This is a genomic window from Gluconobacter sp. (assembly GCF_047723935.1).
GTDB lineage: Bacteria > Pseudomonadota > Alphaproteobacteria > Acetobacterales > Acetobacteraceae > Gluconobacter.
The window spans coordinates 37,533-51,479 of the sequence record NZ_JBDOBO010000017.1 but is presented as its reverse complement, the minus strand read 5'-3'; the positions used below and the strand labels follow the sequence as shown (position 1 = coordinate 51,479).

The window sequence follows — 13,947 nt, the reverse complement described above, 5'->3', positions numbered from 1 at the left end:
CACCATCGGTCACGTCGATCACGGCAAGACCTCGCTGACTGCTGCAATCACCAAGGTGCTGGCAAAGTCCGGTGGCGCAACGTTCAGTGCATACGACCAGATCGACAAGGCTCCTGAAGAGCGCGCTCGTGGTATCACCATCTCCACGGCTCACGTTGAGTATGAGACGAAGAACCGTCACTACGCTCACGTCGATTGCCCGGGCCATGCTGACTACGTCAAGAACATGATCACCGGTGCCGCTCAGATGGACGGCGCAATCTTGGTTGTATCCGCTGCTGACGGCCCAATGCCGCAGACGCGTGAGCACATCCTGCTTGCTCGTCAGGTTGGTGTTCCTGCTCTGGTTGTGTTCCTGAATAAGGTTGACCAGGTTGACGACGCTGAGCTGCTCGAGCTCGTGGAAATGGAAGTTCGTGAGCTTCTGTCTTCCTACCAGTTCCCAGGCGACGATATCCCCATCGTCAAGGGTTCTGCTCTTGTGACCCTTGAAGATGGTGACGCCACCATCGGTGAAGATCGCGTTCTTGAGCTGATGGAAGCTGTAGACACCTACATTCCGCAGCCTGAGCGTCCGGTTGACCGTCCGTTCCTGATGCCGATCGAAGACGTGTTCTCGATTTCGGGTCGTGGTACGGTTGTCACGGGTCGTGTTGAGCGTGGCGTTGTGAACGTCGGCGACGAAGTTGAGATCGTTGGTCTGAAGGATACCATCAAGACAACCGTTACGGGTGTTGAGATGTTCCGTAAGCTGCTCGATCGTGGTGAAGCCGGTGACAACATCGGTGCACTGGTTCGTGGTACGAAGCGTGAAGACGTTGAGCGTGGTCAGGTTCTGGCAAAGCCGGGTTCCATTACGCCGCACAAGACGTTCAAGGCTGAGGCTTACATCCTCACGAAGGAAGAAGGTGGCCGTCATACGCCGTTCTTCACGAACTACCGCCCGCAGTTCTATTTCCGTACGACCGACGTCACTGGCGTCGTGACGCTGCCGGAAGGCACGGAAATGGTCATGCCGGGTGATAACGTAGCCATGGATGTCGAGCTGATTGCTCCGATCGCCATGGACGAAGGCCTCCGCTTCGCAATTCGCGAAGGTGGCCGCACCGTGGGTGCAGGCGTGGTTTCTTCAATCAGCGCCTAAGTCCTGCGTTTCGCCGTTGATATGGAAGCCCCGGCCAGATTTATTTCTGGCCGGGGTTCCCTTTCAGATGCAATGGCAGTAGGACGAGACCCGAATTTTTGAGTTGGACGAATTAAGACTATGGACAACCAGAACATCCGCATTCGCCTTAAGGCGTACGATCATCGAGTGCTGGACAACAGCACCAAAGAGATCGTAAACACGGCGAAGCGTACGGGTGCGCGGGTTCGGGGTCCGATCCCGCTGCCGACGCATATCGAACGGTTCACGGTGAACCGCTCGCCACACGTGGATAAGAAAAGCCGCGAACAGTTCGAAATTCGGACTCACCGCCGGCTGCTCGACATTGTCGAGCCGACCCCGCAGACCGTGGACGCCCTCATGAAGCTCGACCTCGCCGCTGGCGTTGATGTCGAGATCAAACTCTAAGGTCCAGACGATGCGTACCGGATTGATTGCAAAAAAGCTGGGGATGACCCGGCTGTTTAAAGAAGACGGCACTCATGTGCCTGTGACGGTTCTGCACCTTGACGAAGTTCAGGTTGTGGATACCCGCACGAATGAGCGTGATGGCTATACAGCCGTTCAGCTCGGTCTTGGTAATGCCAAGGTGAAGAATGTCACCAAGGCAAATCGTGGCCACTTTGCCCGTACCAAGGTTGAGCCGAAGAAGCACCTCGTAGAGTTCCGCGTTGCGGAAGATGCTCTGCTTGAGGCCGGCGCAAAGCTCTCCGCTAACCATTTCGTGGTTGGGCAGAAAGTTGATGTCACGGGCCAGAGTAAGGGTAAAGGTTTTGCGGGTGTTATGAAGCGTCATAACTTCGCTGGCCTTGAAGCCTCTCACGGCGTTTCCATTAGCCACCGTTCTCATGGTTCTACGGGCCAGCGCCAGGATCCTGGCAAGGTCTTCAAGGGCAAGAAGATGGCAGGGCATATGGGTGACGAGCGTGTTACAACGCTGAACCTGGAAGTGGCAGCCGTGGATGAAGAGCGTAACCTGATCATGGTCAGGGGTGCGATTCCTGGTGCGAAGAACAGCCTTGTGCTGATTCGCGATGCAATCAAGAAGGCTCGCCACGCCGATGCGCCGTACCCGGCTGCAGTCGTAGCGGCCGCCGGTTGAGGACGAGGGGCATGGAATACGATATCAAGACCCTCGATAATGGCAGCGCTGGCTCAGTCGCGCTTCCAGAAGAGATTTTCGCGGTTTCTCCGCGTGCCGACATCATGGCGCGAGTTGTTCACTGGCAGTTGGCTAAGCGCCGCGCTGGCACGCATCGCACCAAAGGCATGGGTGAAGTTTCTGGCACGACGAAGAAGCCGTTCCGCCAGAAGGGCACCGGTTCTGCACGTCAGGGCTCGCTGCGTGCGCCGCAGTTCCGTACCGGTGGCGTTGTTCATGGTCCGGTTGTCCGTGACCACGGATACGATCTGCCAAAGAAGGTTCGTCGTCTCGGCCTGATTTCTGCGCTGTCGCAGAAGGCTGCTGCGGGCAAGCTGGTTGTGCTCGATACCGCCAATGGCGTGAGCAAGACCCGTGAAGCTGCTGCTAAGCTCAAGGTTCTCGGCTGGTCCTCCGCGTTGATCGTGGATGGTGCGGTTGATGAGCAGTTTGCTCGTGCGGTTGCGAACCTGCCGAAGATTGACGTCCTGCCGACCATCGGCGCGAACGTCTATGACATCCTCAACCACGATGTACTGGTTATTACCCGTGCGGGTCTTGAGGGTCTTAAGGAGCGTCTGGCATGACCATCTCTATCGTCATGAACGCACGTAAGACAGCTGAGAACATGTCTCAGGAAGCTCTTTACGATGTGGTCCGTTCGCCGCTGATCACGGAAAAGGCTACGCTTCTTTCGGAGCGTAATCAGGTTGTTTTCAAGGTCTCTACGACTGCAACCAAGCCGCAGATCAAGGCCGCTGTCGAAAAGCTCTTCAACGTTAAGGTTTCTGGCGTGAACACGCTGGTCCAGAAGGGTAAGACGAAGCGCGTCAAGGGTCGTCCTGGTCGCCGCTCTGACATCAAGAAGGCGTATGTACAGCTTGCAGAAGGTCAATCCATTGACCTTACAGCGAAGCTGGGCTGACGCGGGGTAATAACCATGGCACTAAAGCACTTTAATCCCACGACGCCGAGCACACGCGGCACCGTGCTGATTGATCGTAGCGAGCTCTGGAAGGGCAAGCCGGTCAAGCAGCTGACGGAAGGTAAGAACAAGTCTGGCGGTCGTAATAACCACGGCCGTACGACAGTTCGGTTCCGTGGCGGCGGGCACAAGCAGTCCTATCGTTACGTCGATTTCAAGCGTCGTAAGTTCGATGTGGGTGCAACGATTGAACGCCTTGAGTACGATCCAAATCGTACGGCGTTTATCGCGCTCATCAAGTACGATGACGGCGAGCTTGCTTACATTCTGGCTCCGCAGCGCATCAAGGTTGGCGATCGCGTCATCTCTGGCGCCCATACGGACGTGAAGCCGGGCAATGCGATGTCTCTCGGCGCTATGCCGGTTGGTACGATTGTTCACAACATTGAACTGAAGCCAGGTGCTGGCGGCAAGATGGCACGTTCCGCTGGAACGTATGCTCAGCTCGTTGGTAAAGATGCGGGCTACGCCCAGATCAAGCTTCAGTCTGGTGAACTACGTCTTGTTCGCGGCGAATGCATGGCAACGGTTGGTGCTGTCTCTAACCCAGACAACATGAACCAGCACATGGGTAAAGCTGGACGTTCCCGTTGGCTCGGACGTCGTCCGCACAACCGTGGCGTTGTCATGAACCCGGTCGATCACCCACATGGTGGTGGTGAAGGTCGTACCTCTGGTGGCCGTCATCCGGTTACGCCTTGGGGCGTTCCGACGAAGGGTTACAAGACGCGTGTTAACAAGAAGACGGATAGCCTGATCATCCGTCGCCGTAAGTCCGGCAAGTAAGAGGGGGCAAACAGAGATGGCACGTTCCGTCTGGAAGGGCCCGTTCGTTGACGGGTATCTGTTCGGTAAGGCTGAAGCGTCCCGCGCTTCGGGTCGTAATGAAGTGATCAAGATCTGGTCGCGTCGTTCGACGATCCTTCCGCAGTTCGTCGGGCTTACGTTCGGCGTCTATAATGGTCACAAGTTCCTGCCTGTGCAGGTCACGGAGAACATGGTCGGTCACAAGTTCGGTGAATTCTCACCGACACGGACCTACACCGGTCATGGCTCTGACAAGAAGTCGAAGCGGGGCTGAAAATGAGCAAGCCGAAGCACATCCGCACGCTTGCTGATACGGAAGCGCAAGCAATTACGCGTAACATCCGTGTTAGCCCGCGTAAGCTGAACCTGGTTGCGGCAATGATCCGTAACCAGCCAGCTGACAAGGCTATTGCCGCTCTGACCTTCTCGCGTCGTCGTATCGCGCAGCAGGTTAAGAAGACTCTTGAGAGCGCCGTGGCCAACGCTGAGAACAATCATCAGCTGGACGTTGATCGTCTGGTTGTGAAGACGGCTGAAGTCGGCAAGTCCATCGTCATGAAGCGTTTTCACGCTCGTGGCCGTGGTCGTTCGGCTCGCGTTGAAAAGTTCTTCAGCCACCTGAAGATTGTTGTGGCCGAAGCTGCAGAAGCGTCGGAAACCAGCGAAGAGCAGAAGGCAGCTTGATCCATGGGACATAAGGTCAATCCAATCGGGCTTCGGCTCGGTGTTAACCGTACCTGGGATAGCCGCTGGTACGCAGGTGCAGACTATGCACGTCTTCTTCATGAAGACCTTAAGCTGCGTGCATTCCTGCGTCGCAAGCTGTCTGGTGCTGGCGTCTCTCGTGTTGTTATTGAGCGTCCGGCAAAGAAGCCCCGCGTAACGATCTACGCTGCCCGTCCGGGTGTCGTGATCGGTAAGAAGGGTCAGGACATTGATGCACTGCGTAAGGAACTGAGCCGTATGGCGAAGACCGACGTAGCGCTGAACATCGTTGAGATCCGTAAGCCGGAAATCGACGCAACTCTGGTTGCTGAAAACATTGCTCAGCAGCTTGAGCGTCGCGTTGCTTTCCGCCGCGCCATGAAGCGCGCAATCCAGTCTGCAATGCGTCTGGGCGCCCAGGGCATCCGTATTACTTGCAGCGGACGTCTGGGTGGTGCCGAAATCGCACGTGACGAGAAGTATCGTGAGGGACGTGTGCCGTTGCATACGCTCCGCGCTGATATTGACTATGGCACGGCGACGGCCAAGACGACTTATGGAACCTGCGGTGTGAAGGTCTGGATCTTCAAGGGTGAGATCCTGGCTCATGACCCCCTGGCACAAGACCGTCGTGCCGCGGAGCAGGCTCCGCAACGTTGAATTGTAGGCGAAAGCCTACAGTTCCATTGCTGGTGCTGATTGAGGATTTAACAACATGCTTTCCCCAAAGCGGACAAAGTTTCGTAAAGCTCACAAAGGCCGTATCCACGGCCTGGCGAAAAGCGGAACGCAGCTGAACTTCGGTGCATATGGTCTGAAGGCTCTTGAGCCAGAGCGGATCACGGCCCGTCAGATCGAAGCGTCCCGTCGTGCTATTACTCGTGCGATGAAGCGTGCCGGTCGCGTCTGGATTCGTATTTTTCCTGACCTTCCGGTCTCGACAAAGCCTGCAGAAGTGCGTATGGGCTCGGGCAAGGGTTCCCCAGAGTACTGGGCAGCTCGTGTCAAGCCAGGTCGCATCCTGTTTGAGATCGAAGGCGTTCCGCCGGAAGTCGCTCGCTTGGCACTGAGCCTGGGAGCTGCAAAGCTTCCGATCAAGACCAAGTTCGTTCAGCGTATCGGAGACGCGTAAGATGGCCGACACGTACAAGCCTACAGATCTGCGCGCGAAGAGCGAGGACGAGCTGAACGTTCTGCTCATCGATCTGAAGCGTGAACAGATCAATCACCGTTTTGCGGCTGCCACCGGGCAGTCGGAAAACACCAGCCGTGTTAAGGTCGTGCGTCGTGCTGTCGCGCGCATCAAGACACTGGCTCATCAATCGAAGAACCGTGCGGGCGCCCAAACGTCCGCCGCAAAGTCCTGAGAGGAGACGGACGATGCCAAGGCGCGTCCTGACAGGGCGAGTAACGAGCGACAAGATGGACAAGACGGTTACCGTTCTTGTTGATCGTCGTATCATGCACCCGCTCTATAAGAAATTCATCCGCCGCTCCAAAAAGTATGCGGCTCATGATGAAGCCAATGTCTGCCAAATTGGCGATCTGGTTCGCATTGAAGAATGTGCACCGATTTCCAAGCGCAAGACTTGGTCTGTCGTCGCACGCAACGGAGAGGACATGGCTTCGGCTTCCTCTTCCGTCAGCGCATAAGGGGGTAGGCACATGATTCATCCCGAGACCAACCTTGACGTCGCCGATAATTCCGGTGCGCGTCGGGTGCAGTGCATCAAGGTGCTGGGCGGCTCCAAGCGGAAGACTGCCTCGGTCGGCGACATCATTGTCGTATCCGTTAAGGAAGCCATTCCCCGCGGTAAGGTGAAGAAGGGTGACGTCCATCAGGCCGTTATCGTTCGTACGTCTTATCCGGTACGTCGTGCAGACGGATCTGCGATCCGTTTTGACAAGAATGCTGCTGTGCTGATTAACAAGCAGCAGGAGCCGATTGGCACGCGTATCTTTGGCCCGGTCGTTCGTGAACTGCGTGCTCGCAAGTTCATGAAGATTATCTCCCTGGCGCCGGAGGTGCTGTAATGGCTGCACGTATTAAAAAAGGCGATCAGGTCCTCGTTCTTTCCGGCAAGTCCCGGGGTGTTCGTGGCGAAGTCCTTTCAGTGATGCCAAAGGCTGAGAAAGCTGTCGTTCGCGGCGTAGCTATCGCTAAGCGTCACACGAAGCCCAACCGCGCAGGTGGCGAAGGTGGTATTATCGAGCAGGAAATGCCGATCCATCTGTCCAACCTAAAGCTGGTTGATCCCAAGAGCGGTAAGCCGACACGCGTTGGTTTTCGGGTTCTTGAAGACGGTCGCAAAGTTCGTGTTGCTAAGGCAACCGGCGAAGTGATCGAAGGCTGAGGAACGCAAAAATGAGCGATAACAACACCGCTTTGCCGCGTATGCAGCAGCGCTACGAAGAAATTCTTCGTAAGCAGCTTCTTGAGCAGTTCGGCTACGCAAACCCAATGCAGGTTCCTAAGCTCGAGAAGATCGTGCTGAACATGGGCGTTGGCGAAGCTGCTGGCGACCAGAAAAAGCTGGATGCAGCAGTTGCTGAAATGGCAGCGATTTCCGGTCAAAAGCCGGTTAAGACGCTGGCACGCAAGGCTATTGCTGGCTTCAAGATCCGTGAAGGTCTTCCGATCGGTTGTAAGGTTACTCTGCGTCGTCAGCGTATGTATGAGTTCCTCGACCGTCTCGTGACGATCGCAATGCCCCGCATTCGTGATTTCCGTGGTCTTCCGGCAAACAAGGGCTTTGATGGTCGTGGCAACTTCGCCATGGGCATCAAGGAACAGATTGTTTTCCCGGAAATCGAATATGACAAGATCGATGCCGTTCGCGGTATGGACATCATCTTCGTGACCACTGCAAAGACCGATGCCGAAGCAAAGGCTCTGCTGAAGGCCTTCGATCTGCCGTTCGCAGGTTGATCAGGTAATTTTTCAGACCGATCGCGACTAAAAATAAGGATTCGGCCTTCCATTGGAAGGCCGCTTTCCTTTATAGACACGCTGATTGGAAAACCGTCGGGATAGGCCTGACAGGTTCCGGGAGAAAATTCGAGATGGCGAAGATCTCAGCGGTTAACCGTAATAACCATCGCGCAGCTCTTGCGAAGCGCGATAAGGAAAAGCGGACCGCTCTTAAAAACATCATCAAGGATCGTTCCCTTTCGGTTGAAGACCGATTTGAAGCGACTCTTAAGCTGGCACAAATGCCACGTAACGGATCCGCAACGCGCGTCCGTCTTCGTTGCAAGCTGACCGGTCGTCCCCGTGCTAACTACCGTAAGTTCGAGCTTTGCCGTATCGCTCTGCGTGATCTTGCGTCCGCCGGCCAGATTCCTGGCATGGTCAAGTCGAGCTGGTAAGGGATAGATCGAATGTCGTTGTCTGATCCACTGGGTGATATGCTTACCCGGATCCGTAATGCTCAGCGTGCTCGCCATGCTGCCTGCGTTGCGCCCGCTTCTAAGCTTCGCACAAACGTGCTTGAGGCTCTGAAGCGTGAAGGTTACATCCGTGGTTTTTCCACGGAAGAAGTCCGCAAGGGCGTATCGCAGCTCCGTATTGAGCTGAAGTACGTTGAAGGGCAGCCGGTCATTAAGGAAATCCATAGGGTCTCCAAGCCTGGCCGTCGTGTCTATTCGAAGATCAAGGAACTTCCGCGCGTTTATGCCGGCCTTGGTGTGTCGATCCTGTCCACCCCGCGTGGCGTCCTTTCGGACGTCGAGGCCCGCGCTGCCAATGTTGGCGGCGAGGTTCTCTGCCGCGTCTTCTGAGGAGGGTCGCATGTCTCGCGTAGGTAAATATCCCGTAGAAGTTCCGGCAGGTGTGCAGGTCGCAGTTGCCAACGGTGTCTTCACGGCCAAAGGCAAGCTTGGTGAACTGAGCTTCCCGGTTTCTCGTCACGTGGACGTGAAAATCGAAGACAACTCAGTTGCAGTTGCTCCGATTGGTCGTCGCTCCCGTGAAAACTGGACGATGTGGGGAACGACGCGCGCTCTGATCGCAAATATGGTCAAGGGTGTGTCTGTTGGTTTCACCAAGGGTCTTGAAATCCAGGGTACGGGTTTCCGTGCCGCTGTTCAGGGATCCAATCTGGTGATGAACCTCGGCTTCTCGCACGATGTCGTTTATCCGATTCCGGCCGGTATCAAGATCACCACGCCGCGTCCGACCGCTATTGTTGTTGAAGGCAACGACAAGCAGCGCGTTGGTCAGGTCGCTCTCGATATTCGCAGCTTCCGCAAGCCTGAGCCATACAAGGGCAAGGGCGTTCGTTATGACACGGAAGTTCTGCGTCGCAAGGAAGGTAAGAAGAAGTAATGGCATCGCAGCAAGGATTGCAGGAACGTCGCCGTCAGCGGCTGCGTTTCCAGCTTCGTCGCAAGAGCGGCGGCCGGCCGCGTTTGTCGGTCTTCCGTTCCAGCAAGCACATTCACGCCCAGATCATCGACGATGCACAGGGTCGTACTCTTGCCAGCGCGTCTACGCTGGAAAAAGAGCTTCGCGACAATGGCAACACCGGTGCTAACGTGGACGCAGCTTCGGCGATCGGCAAGCTGATCGCGGAACGTGGCTTGGCAGCTGGCGTGACGGCCGTCGTGTTTGATCGCGGCGCTTATGTCTATCATGGCCGGGTCAAGGCCCTGGCAGAGGCTGCCCGTGAGGGCGGACTCTCGTTCTAAGGAGGATCACACATGGCACGTGAGCCAAGAGAAGGCGGCCGTGGTGGTCGTGAGCGCGAGCAGGGCGATGATCTGGTCGACAAGCTCGTAACCATCAATCGTGTTGCCAAGGTTGTTAAGGGTGGCCGTCGCTTTGCTTTCGCAGCGCTGGTTGTCGTTGGCGATCAGAAGGGACGTGTTGGTTACGGTGCGGGTAAAGCTCGTGAAGTGCCGGAAGCCATTCGTAAGGCTACTGAGCGCGCTAAGCGCACGATGATTCGCGTACCAATGAAGGAGGGTCGTACCCTTCATCATGATACGTCTGGCCATTATGGTGCTGGCAAGGTGGTTGTTCGTGCAGCGGAAGCTGGTACGGGTATCATCGCTGGTGGTCCGATGCGTGCGGTTTTCGAGAGCCTAGGTGTTAACGACGTTGTCGCTAAGAGCCTTGGAACGCGTAACCCGCACAACATGATCAAGGCTACGTTCGCTGCTCTTGAAAAGGCAAGCAGCCCTCGCAACGTCGCTTCGCGTCGTGGCAAAAAGGCCGCTGAGCTTTTCGGTAAGCGCGAGCAGGCTCAGACTGAGGAGACTGCAAATGTCTGAAAACGGTAAGACCGTTCAGGTAAAGCAGATCGCTTCTGTCATTGGTCGCAAACCGGGCCAGGCTGAGACCATTGTTGGTCTTGGTCTGCGCGGTATCGGTTCCACCCGTACGCTGGAAGATACTCCGGCTGTGCGTGGGATGATCCGCAAGGTTGCCCACCTCATCCAGGTGGAGGGTTGAAATGAACCTTAACGAACTGCGCGATAACGAGGGCTCTCGGTATCGCAAGAAGCGCCTAGGACGTGGCATTGGTTCCGGTAAGGGTAAGACCTCCGGACGTGGTGTTAAGGGTCAGAAGGCTCGTGAAGGCGTCTCGCTGAATGGCTTTGAAGGTGGTCAGCTTCCGCTGTATCGCCGTATGCCTAAGCGTGGCTTCGTGAACATCTTCCGTAAGGAATATGCTCCGGTGAACCTTGGCGCGATTTCGAAGGCTATCGAAGCAGGTAAGCTGGATAAGTCGGCTCCTGTCACAGAAGCAACGCTGCGCGCTGCTGGGCTTGTCAACGGCAAGACCCATGGTGTTCGTCTTCTTGCGAAGGGTGAACTTTCGCATGGCGTGACCATCGAAGTTGACGGTGCTTCTGCGGCAGCTCTTGCTGCCGTCGAGAAGGCCGGTGGCTCCGTTAAGGTGCTCGCACCGAAGAAGGAAGTTCAGGCTGAAGCCTGAGCTTTCCTCTCCCAGATTTATCTGGGGTATGGTTAGATAGTGAACAGCGTCCCGTGCAGATGTGCGGCGACGCTGTTTTCATGAAAGGACAGGTGGATGGCTTCCGCAGCAGAGCAGCTCGCCGCCAATCTCAATATGAGTTCCTTTGCCAAGGCGACTGAACTCAAGAAGCGTATCTGGTTTACGCTTCTGGCCCTTATCGTTTATCGGCTTGGAACATACATTCCTGTTCCTGGTGTTGATGCGACAGTCATGGGTCAGCTGCTGGCACAGCATCAGGGTGGCATTCTGGGCATGTTTGACATGTTCACGGGTGGCGCTCTCGGACGCATGACTGTGTTCGCCCTGAACATCATGCCGTACATCAGTGCATCAATTATCATTCAGCTTCTTTCGACAGCTCTTCCATCCATGGAAGCAATGAAGAAGGAAGGTGAGGCGGGGCGTAAAAAGCTTAACCAGTACACCCGCTACCTCACTGTTTTTATTGCACTTTTCCAAGCGTACGGTATCGCTGTTGGTTTGGAGAACATGACGTCTCATGGCGCAAGCGCTGTGGTGATGCCGGGTGCCTTCTTCCTCGCGTCGTGTGTCGTGACGCTGGTTGGTGGCACGATGTTCTTGATGTGGCTTGGCGAGCAGATCACATCACGGGGTGTCGGTAACGGTATTTCACTGATTATTTTCGCGGGTATTGTCGCCAATTTGCCTCATGCGCTGGCCAGCCTTTTTGAACTGGGCCGCACCGGGGCATTGTCTCCGATTTTCGTGATGATCTTTCTGGTTATGGCGATCGCTGTCATTGCCTTTATCGTCTTCATGGAGCAGGCACAGCGTCGTGTTGTGATCCAGTATCCGAAGCGTCAGATTGGCAATCGCATGTTCGGCGGTGATTCCACGCATATGCCGTTGAAGGTAAACACGGCGGGTGTAATCCCTCCCATTTTTGCTTCTTCCGTATTGCTGATTCCTGTGACGATTTCAGGATTCATGAACGGGCATAATATGCCGGGCTGGCTTTCCGTTCTTGGGCAGCAGCTTGGTCAGGGACAGCCTCTTTATATGCTGTTCTATGCCGCAATGATTCTGTTTTTCTCTTACTTCTACGCTGCTGTGACATTCAATCCTGAAGAAACGGCTGAAAATCTGCGTAAGCAGGGCGGCTTTATTCCGGGTATTCGTCCGGGAGCAAGCACCGCGTCATATTTCGATCGGATTCTGTCGAGGCTGACCACGATCGGTGCTCTGTATCTGGTCGTTGTCTGTCTCCTGCCGCAGATTTTGATCAGCAAGTACAACGTGCCATTTTATTTTGGCGGTACGAGCCTCATCATTATTGTGTCGGTCACAATCGATACCGTGACGCAGGTCCAGTCTCATCTTGTTGCCCACCAGTATCAGGGGCTGATCCGCAAGCAGCGTAGCCGTGGTTCCAGGAATGGCATTTCGGGAGGAAATAAGCGTCGATGAATATCATTCTTCTTGGCCCTCCCGGGGCAGGCAAGGGGACGCAGGCGAAACGTCTTGAGCAGCTTTATGGGCTAAAGCAGATCTCGACTGGAGATATGCTGCGGGCGGAAGTTGCTGCGGGAACGCCAATCGGCAAGGAAGCAAAAGCCATTATGGAGAAAGGGGAGTTTCTTCCTGATCCGATAATGGTGAAGATGATCCAGGGACGGATTGCCCAGCCAGATTGTGCTCAAGGGTTCATTCTGGATGGTTTCCCAAGAACGGAAAGCCAGGCGGAAGCACTTGATGCCATGTTGGGCACCGACGGATTGAAGATTGACGCCGTCATTCTTCTGGATGTCGCCGAAGATCAGCTTGTCGAGCGTATTGCCAGTCGTACTGCGGAAGATGGTACACGTCGGCCAGATGACAATCCTGAGGTGGTGAGATCTCGTCTTGATATCTATCGCCGTCAGACTGCACCAATCCTTCCTTATTATGAGAAGGCTGGTCGTTTGAAGCATGTTGATGGAATGCTGGGCGTTGACGAAGTGGGTGCAGAGATTGATTCACTCATCGGAAAGACCGCAAAAAATTGAAGAAATGAGAATGATCACGAAGAAGTGATCATTCTCATTTGACTCAAGGGGGGTGCCCGGTATATTGCGCGCCCTCGACATATCTGCAGCGTAGAGGTGGCCTGTGTTCCGGAATCGGACTGGGAGCTGACATGCCTGCGATGCAATCGATCCGGTTTCGACCGGACATGAAACAGGCTGACGCGGTCAATTGATCGCGTCGATGGGAGAATTGGCGTGGCACGTATTGCCGGCGTAAACATTCCGACCAACAAGCGGGTGGTCATCAGCCTGCGCTATGTCTACGGCATTGGCCCGTCGACCGCGCAGGCAATCTGCAGCAAGCTCGGTATCCCCGATGCAAAGCGCGTTAACGAACTGTCTGACGATGAGATCGTAAAGATCCGTGAGCTGATCGATGGCGAATTCCGCGTCGAAGGTGATCTGCGTCGTGAGACGGCCATGAACATCAAGCGTCTGATGGATCTGGGCTGCTACCGCGGTCTGCGTCATCGTCGCGGCCTTCCGGTCCGCGGTCAGCGTACGCACACGAATGCACGTACCCGTAAGGGTAAGGCAGTGGCGATTGCTGGCAAGAAGAAGGTCACGCGCTAATTCGCGCCTGACTGCTTCACTCTGACGCTTCTCGCTAACTTTTAGGACGACCTCTATTATGGCTAAGGCCGCAGCACCGCGCATTCGTAAGAAAGAGCGCAAGAATATTATCTCTGGCGTTGCACACGTGCTTTCCACGTTCAACAACACCATGATCACGATCTCTGACGCGCAGGGTAATGCCATTGCATGGTCCTCCTCGGGCGCACAGGGCTTCAAGGGCTCGCGTAAGTCCACACCGTATGCGGCACAGGTTGCTGCAGAAGACGCAGGCCGTAAGGCTCGCGAGCACGGTATGGAAACGCTTGAGATCGAAGTGTCCGGTCCGGGTTCGGGGCGTGAAAGTGCTCTTCGTGCGCTGCAGGCTGTTGGCTTCACCATTACGTCCATCCGTGACATGACGCCGGTGCCCCATAACGGCTGCCGTCCGCGCAAGCGTCGTCGCGTTTGAGTGATGCCATGCCGTACATTCGTGAGGATGTACGGCATGTGTAGTGATTGCATCTCCCTCCGCACGATTTGTGCGGGCCAGGTGCCGCCAATTTTTGTTGGCGGGCTTC

At 55.5% G+C, this 13,947-nt stretch carries 26 protein-coding genes; all 26 read left to right on the top strand.

The features are described 5' to 3' along the window. On the top strand, window positions 1-1,144 hold a 1,144-nt coding region (gene tuf / locus ABF979_RS08465; protein WP_415559107.1), incomplete at its 5' end, for an elongation factor Tu. A 120-nt stretch (window positions 1,145-1,264) separates the two neighbouring features. Beyond that, the gene (gene rpsJ / locus ABF979_RS08460) at window positions 1,265-1,573 is read left to right on the top strand and encodes a 30S ribosomal protein S10 (RefSeq protein WP_007282720.1); all 309 of its coding nucleotides are present in this window, start codon (window positions 1,265-1,267) and stop codon (window positions 1,571-1,573) included. 10 nt (window positions 1,574-1,583) lie between these two features. Then, window positions 1,584-2,267, top strand: a complete 684-nt coding sequence (gene rplC / locus ABF979_RS08455) for a 50S ribosomal protein L3 (protein ID WP_046901177.1) — start codon at window positions 1,584-1,586, stop codon at window positions 2,265-2,267. An 11-nt stretch (window positions 2,268-2,278) separates the two neighbouring features. After that, window positions 2,279-2,893 carry a 50S ribosomal protein L4 gene (rplD, locus tag ABF979_RS08450; protein ID WP_046901178.1) on the top strand — a complete coding sequence of 205 codons (615 nt, stop codon included), beginning with the start codon at window positions 2,279-2,281 and terminating at the stop codon, window positions 2,891-2,893. A 41-nt stretch (window positions 2,894-2,934) separates the two neighbouring features. Next, window positions 2,935-3,231 (top strand): 50S ribosomal protein L23, encoded by a 297-nt coding sequence (locus ABF979_RS08445; protein ID WP_174694852.1) that lies wholly within the window; start codon window positions 2,935-2,937, stop codon window positions 3,229-3,231. Window positions 3,232-3,246: 15 nt separating this feature from the next. Then, window positions 3,247-4,077: a 50S ribosomal protein L2 gene (gene rplB, locus ABF979_RS08440; protein ID WP_046901180.1), complete on the top strand. Its 831-nt coding sequence runs from the start codon at window positions 3,247-3,249 to the stop codon at window positions 4,075-4,077. A gap of 16 nt (window positions 4,078-4,093) precedes the next feature. After that, a complete protein-coding gene (rpsS, locus tag ABF979_RS08435; RefSeq protein ID WP_011251962.1) occupies window positions 4,094-4,372 on the top strand; it encodes a 30S ribosomal protein S19 in 279 nt (92 codons plus the stop codon). 2 nt (window positions 4,373-4,374) lie between these two features. Next, window positions 4,375-4,782, top strand: coding sequence for a 50S ribosomal protein L22 (gene rplV / locus ABF979_RS08430; protein WP_046901181.1), 408 nt, complete (start codon window positions 4,375-4,377; stop codon window positions 4,780-4,782). 3 nt (window positions 4,783-4,785) lie between these two features. Further along, window positions 4,786-5,463 carry a 30S ribosomal protein S3 gene (gene rpsC, locus ABF979_RS08425; protein WP_046901182.1) on the top strand — a complete coding sequence of 226 codons (678 nt, stop codon included), beginning with the start codon at window positions 4,786-4,788 and terminating at the stop codon, window positions 5,461-5,463. Window positions 5,464-5,518: 55 nt separating this feature from the next. Continuing rightward, window positions 5,519-5,935 (top strand): 50S ribosomal protein L16, encoded by a 417-nt coding sequence (gene rplP, locus ABF979_RS08420; RefSeq protein ID WP_007282728.1) that lies wholly within the window; start codon window positions 5,519-5,521, stop codon window positions 5,933-5,935. 1 nt (window position 5,936) lies between these two features. Next, window positions 5,937-6,170 (top strand): 50S ribosomal protein L29, encoded by a 234-nt coding sequence (gene rpmC, locus ABF979_RS08415; protein ID WP_415559105.1) that lies wholly within the window; start codon window positions 5,937-5,939, stop codon window positions 6,168-6,170. A gap of 13 nt (window positions 6,171-6,183) precedes the next feature. Then, on the top strand, window positions 6,184-6,456 hold the full coding sequence (gene rpsQ / locus ABF979_RS08410; protein ID WP_010502113.1) for a 30S ribosomal protein S17: 273 nt from the start codon (window positions 6,184-6,186) through the stop codon (window positions 6,454-6,456). A 12-nt stretch (window positions 6,457-6,468) separates the two neighbouring features. Then, window positions 6,469-6,837: a 50S ribosomal protein L14 gene (gene rplN, locus ABF979_RS08405; protein ID WP_007282731.1), complete on the top strand. Its 369-nt coding sequence runs from the start codon at window positions 6,469-6,471 to the stop codon at window positions 6,835-6,837. Then, complete coding sequence (gene rplX, locus ABF979_RS08400; protein ID WP_046901183.1) at window positions 6,837-7,157, top strand: 50S ribosomal protein L24; 321 nt, start codon at window positions 6,837-6,839, stop codon at window positions 7,155-7,157. The genes rplN and rplX overlap by 1 nt, the downstream gene beginning before the upstream one ends. An 11-nt stretch (window positions 7,158-7,168) precedes the next feature. Continuing rightward, window positions 7,169-7,732, top strand: coding sequence for a 50S ribosomal protein L5 (rplE, locus tag ABF979_RS08395; protein ID WP_046901184.1), 564 nt, complete (start codon window positions 7,169-7,171; stop codon window positions 7,730-7,732). A 134-nt stretch (window positions 7,733-7,866) separates the two neighbouring features. After that, on the top strand, window positions 7,867-8,172 hold the full coding sequence (gene rpsN, locus ABF979_RS08390) for a 30S ribosomal protein S14 (RefSeq protein ID WP_007282734.1): 306 nt from the start codon (window positions 7,867-7,869) through the stop codon (window positions 8,170-8,172). 12 nt (window positions 8,173-8,184) lie between these two features. After that, complete coding sequence (rpsH, locus tag ABF979_RS08385) at window positions 8,185-8,583, top strand: 30S ribosomal protein S8 (protein ID WP_010502111.1); 399 nt, start codon at window positions 8,185-8,187, stop codon at window positions 8,581-8,583. A gap of 10 nt (window positions 8,584-8,593) precedes the next feature. Beyond that, window positions 8,594-9,130 carry a 50S ribosomal protein L6 gene (gene rplF, locus ABF979_RS08380; protein WP_046901185.1) on the top strand — a complete coding sequence of 179 codons (537 nt, stop codon included), beginning with the start codon at window positions 8,594-8,596 and terminating at the stop codon, window positions 9,128-9,130. Continuing rightward, a complete protein-coding gene (gene rplR / locus ABF979_RS08375; RefSeq protein WP_046901186.1) occupies window positions 9,130-9,492 on the top strand; it encodes a 50S ribosomal protein L18 in 363 nt (120 codons plus the stop codon). Before rplF ends, rplR begins: the two co-directional genes overlap by 1 nt. A 12-nt stretch (window positions 9,493-9,504) precedes the next feature. Beyond that, complete coding sequence (gene rpsE / locus ABF979_RS08370) at window positions 9,505-10,077, top strand: 30S ribosomal protein S5 (RefSeq protein ID WP_046901187.1); 573 nt, start codon at window positions 9,505-9,507, stop codon at window positions 10,075-10,077. After that, window positions 10,070-10,258 (top strand): 50S ribosomal protein L30, encoded by a 189-nt coding sequence (gene rpmD / locus ABF979_RS08365; RefSeq protein ID WP_203547652.1) that lies wholly within the window; start codon window positions 10,070-10,072, stop codon window positions 10,256-10,258. Before rpsE ends, rpmD begins: the two co-directional genes overlap by 8 nt. 1 nt (window position 10,259) lies before the next feature. Then, window positions 10,260-10,745 carry a 50S ribosomal protein L15 gene (rplO, locus tag ABF979_RS08360; RefSeq protein WP_046901189.1) on the top strand — a complete coding sequence of 162 codons (486 nt, stop codon included), beginning with the start codon at window positions 10,260-10,262 and terminating at the stop codon, window positions 10,743-10,745. A gap of 96 nt (window positions 10,746-10,841) precedes the next feature. After that, the gene (gene secY / locus ABF979_RS08355; RefSeq protein WP_215750708.1) at window positions 10,842-12,215 is read left to right on the top strand and encodes a preprotein translocase subunit SecY; all 1,374 of its coding nucleotides are present in this window, start codon (window positions 10,842-10,844) and stop codon (window positions 12,213-12,215) included. Beyond that, entirely contained in the window at window positions 12,212-12,793 is a 582-nt protein-coding gene (locus ABF979_RS08350; RefSeq protein WP_215750709.1) for an adenylate kinase, read from the top strand. Before secY ends, ABF979_RS08350 begins: the two co-directional genes overlap by 4 nt. 216 nt (window positions 12,794-13,009) lie before the next feature. Beyond that, entirely contained in the window at window positions 13,010-13,387 is a 378-nt protein-coding gene (gene rpsM / locus ABF979_RS08345) for a 30S ribosomal protein S13 (RefSeq protein ID WP_202207711.1), read from the top strand. 58 nt (window positions 13,388-13,445) lie between these two features. Continuing rightward, complete coding sequence (rpsK, locus tag ABF979_RS08340; protein WP_007282744.1) at window positions 13,446-13,838, top strand: 30S ribosomal protein S11; 393 nt, start codon at window positions 13,446-13,448, stop codon at window positions 13,836-13,838. The last annotated feature ends 109 nt before the right edge of the window (window positions 13,839-13,947 follow it).

Coding starts and splice junctions, on each gene's coding strand:
- rpsJ (WP_007282720.1), top strand. CDS start 1,265: ATGGACAACCAGAACATCCGCATTCGCCTTAAGGCGTACGATCATCGA.
- rplC (WP_046901177.1), top strand. CDS start 1,584: ATGCGTACCGGATTGATTGCAAAAAAGCTGGGGATGACCCGGCTGTTT.
- rplD (WP_046901178.1), top strand. CDS start 2,279: ATGGAATACGATATCAAGACCCTCGATAATGGCAGCGCTGGCTCAGTC.
- ABF979_RS08445 (WP_174694852.1), top strand. CDS start 2,935: ATGTCTCAGGAAGCTCTTTACGATGTGGTCCGTTCGCCGCTGATCACG.
- rplB (WP_046901180.1), top strand. CDS start 3,247: ATGGCACTAAAGCACTTTAATCCCACGACGCCGAGCACACGCGGCACC.
- rpsS (WP_011251962.1), top strand. CDS start 4,094: ATGGCACGTTCCGTCTGGAAGGGCCCGTTCGTTGACGGGTATCTGTTC.
- rplV (WP_046901181.1), top strand. CDS start 4,375: ATGAGCAAGCCGAAGCACATCCGCACGCTTGCTGATACGGAAGCGCAA.
- rpsC (WP_046901182.1), top strand. CDS start 4,786: ATGGGACATAAGGTCAATCCAATCGGGCTTCGGCTCGGTGTTAACCGT.
- rplP (WP_007282728.1), top strand. CDS start 5,519: ATGCTTTCCCCAAAGCGGACAAAGTTTCGTAAAGCTCACAAAGGCCGT.
- rpmC (WP_415559105.1), top strand. CDS start 5,937: ATGGCCGACACGTACAAGCCTACAGATCTGCGCGCGAAGAGCGAGGAC.
- rpsQ (WP_010502113.1), top strand. CDS start 6,184: ATGCCAAGGCGCGTCCTGACAGGGCGAGTAACGAGCGACAAGATGGAC.
- rplN (WP_007282731.1), top strand. CDS start 6,469: ATGATTCATCCCGAGACCAACCTTGACGTCGCCGATAATTCCGGTGCG.
- rplX (WP_046901183.1), top strand. CDS start 6,837: ATGGCTGCACGTATTAAAAAAGGCGATCAGGTCCTCGTTCTTTCCGGC.
- rplE (WP_046901184.1), top strand. CDS start 7,169: ATGAGCGATAACAACACCGCTTTGCCGCGTATGCAGCAGCGCTACGAA.
- rpsN (WP_007282734.1), top strand. CDS start 7,867: ATGGCGAAGATCTCAGCGGTTAACCGTAATAACCATCGCGCAGCTCTT.
- rpsH (WP_010502111.1), top strand. CDS start 8,185: ATGTCGTTGTCTGATCCACTGGGTGATATGCTTACCCGGATCCGTAAT.
- rplF (WP_046901185.1), top strand. CDS start 8,594: ATGTCTCGCGTAGGTAAATATCCCGTAGAAGTTCCGGCAGGTGTGCAG.
- rplR (WP_046901186.1), top strand. CDS start 9,130: ATGGCATCGCAGCAAGGATTGCAGGAACGTCGCCGTCAGCGGCTGCGT.
- rpsE (WP_046901187.1), top strand. CDS start 9,505: ATGGCACGTGAGCCAAGAGAAGGCGGCCGTGGTGGTCGTGAGCGCGAG.
- rpmD (WP_203547652.1), top strand. CDS start 10,070: ATGTCTGAAAACGGTAAGACCGTTCAGGTAAAGCAGATCGCTTCTGTC.
- rplO (WP_046901189.1), top strand. CDS start 10,260: ATGAACCTTAACGAACTGCGCGATAACGAGGGCTCTCGGTATCGCAAG.
- secY (WP_215750708.1), top strand. CDS start 10,842: ATGGCTTCCGCAGCAGAGCAGCTCGCCGCCAATCTCAATATGAGTTCC.
- ABF979_RS08350 (WP_215750709.1), top strand. CDS start 12,212: ATGAATATCATTCTTCTTGGCCCTCCCGGGGCAGGCAAGGGGACGCAG.
- rpsK (WP_007282744.1), top strand. CDS start 13,446: ATGGCTAAGGCCGCAGCACCGCGCATTCGTAAGAAAGAGCGCAAGAAT.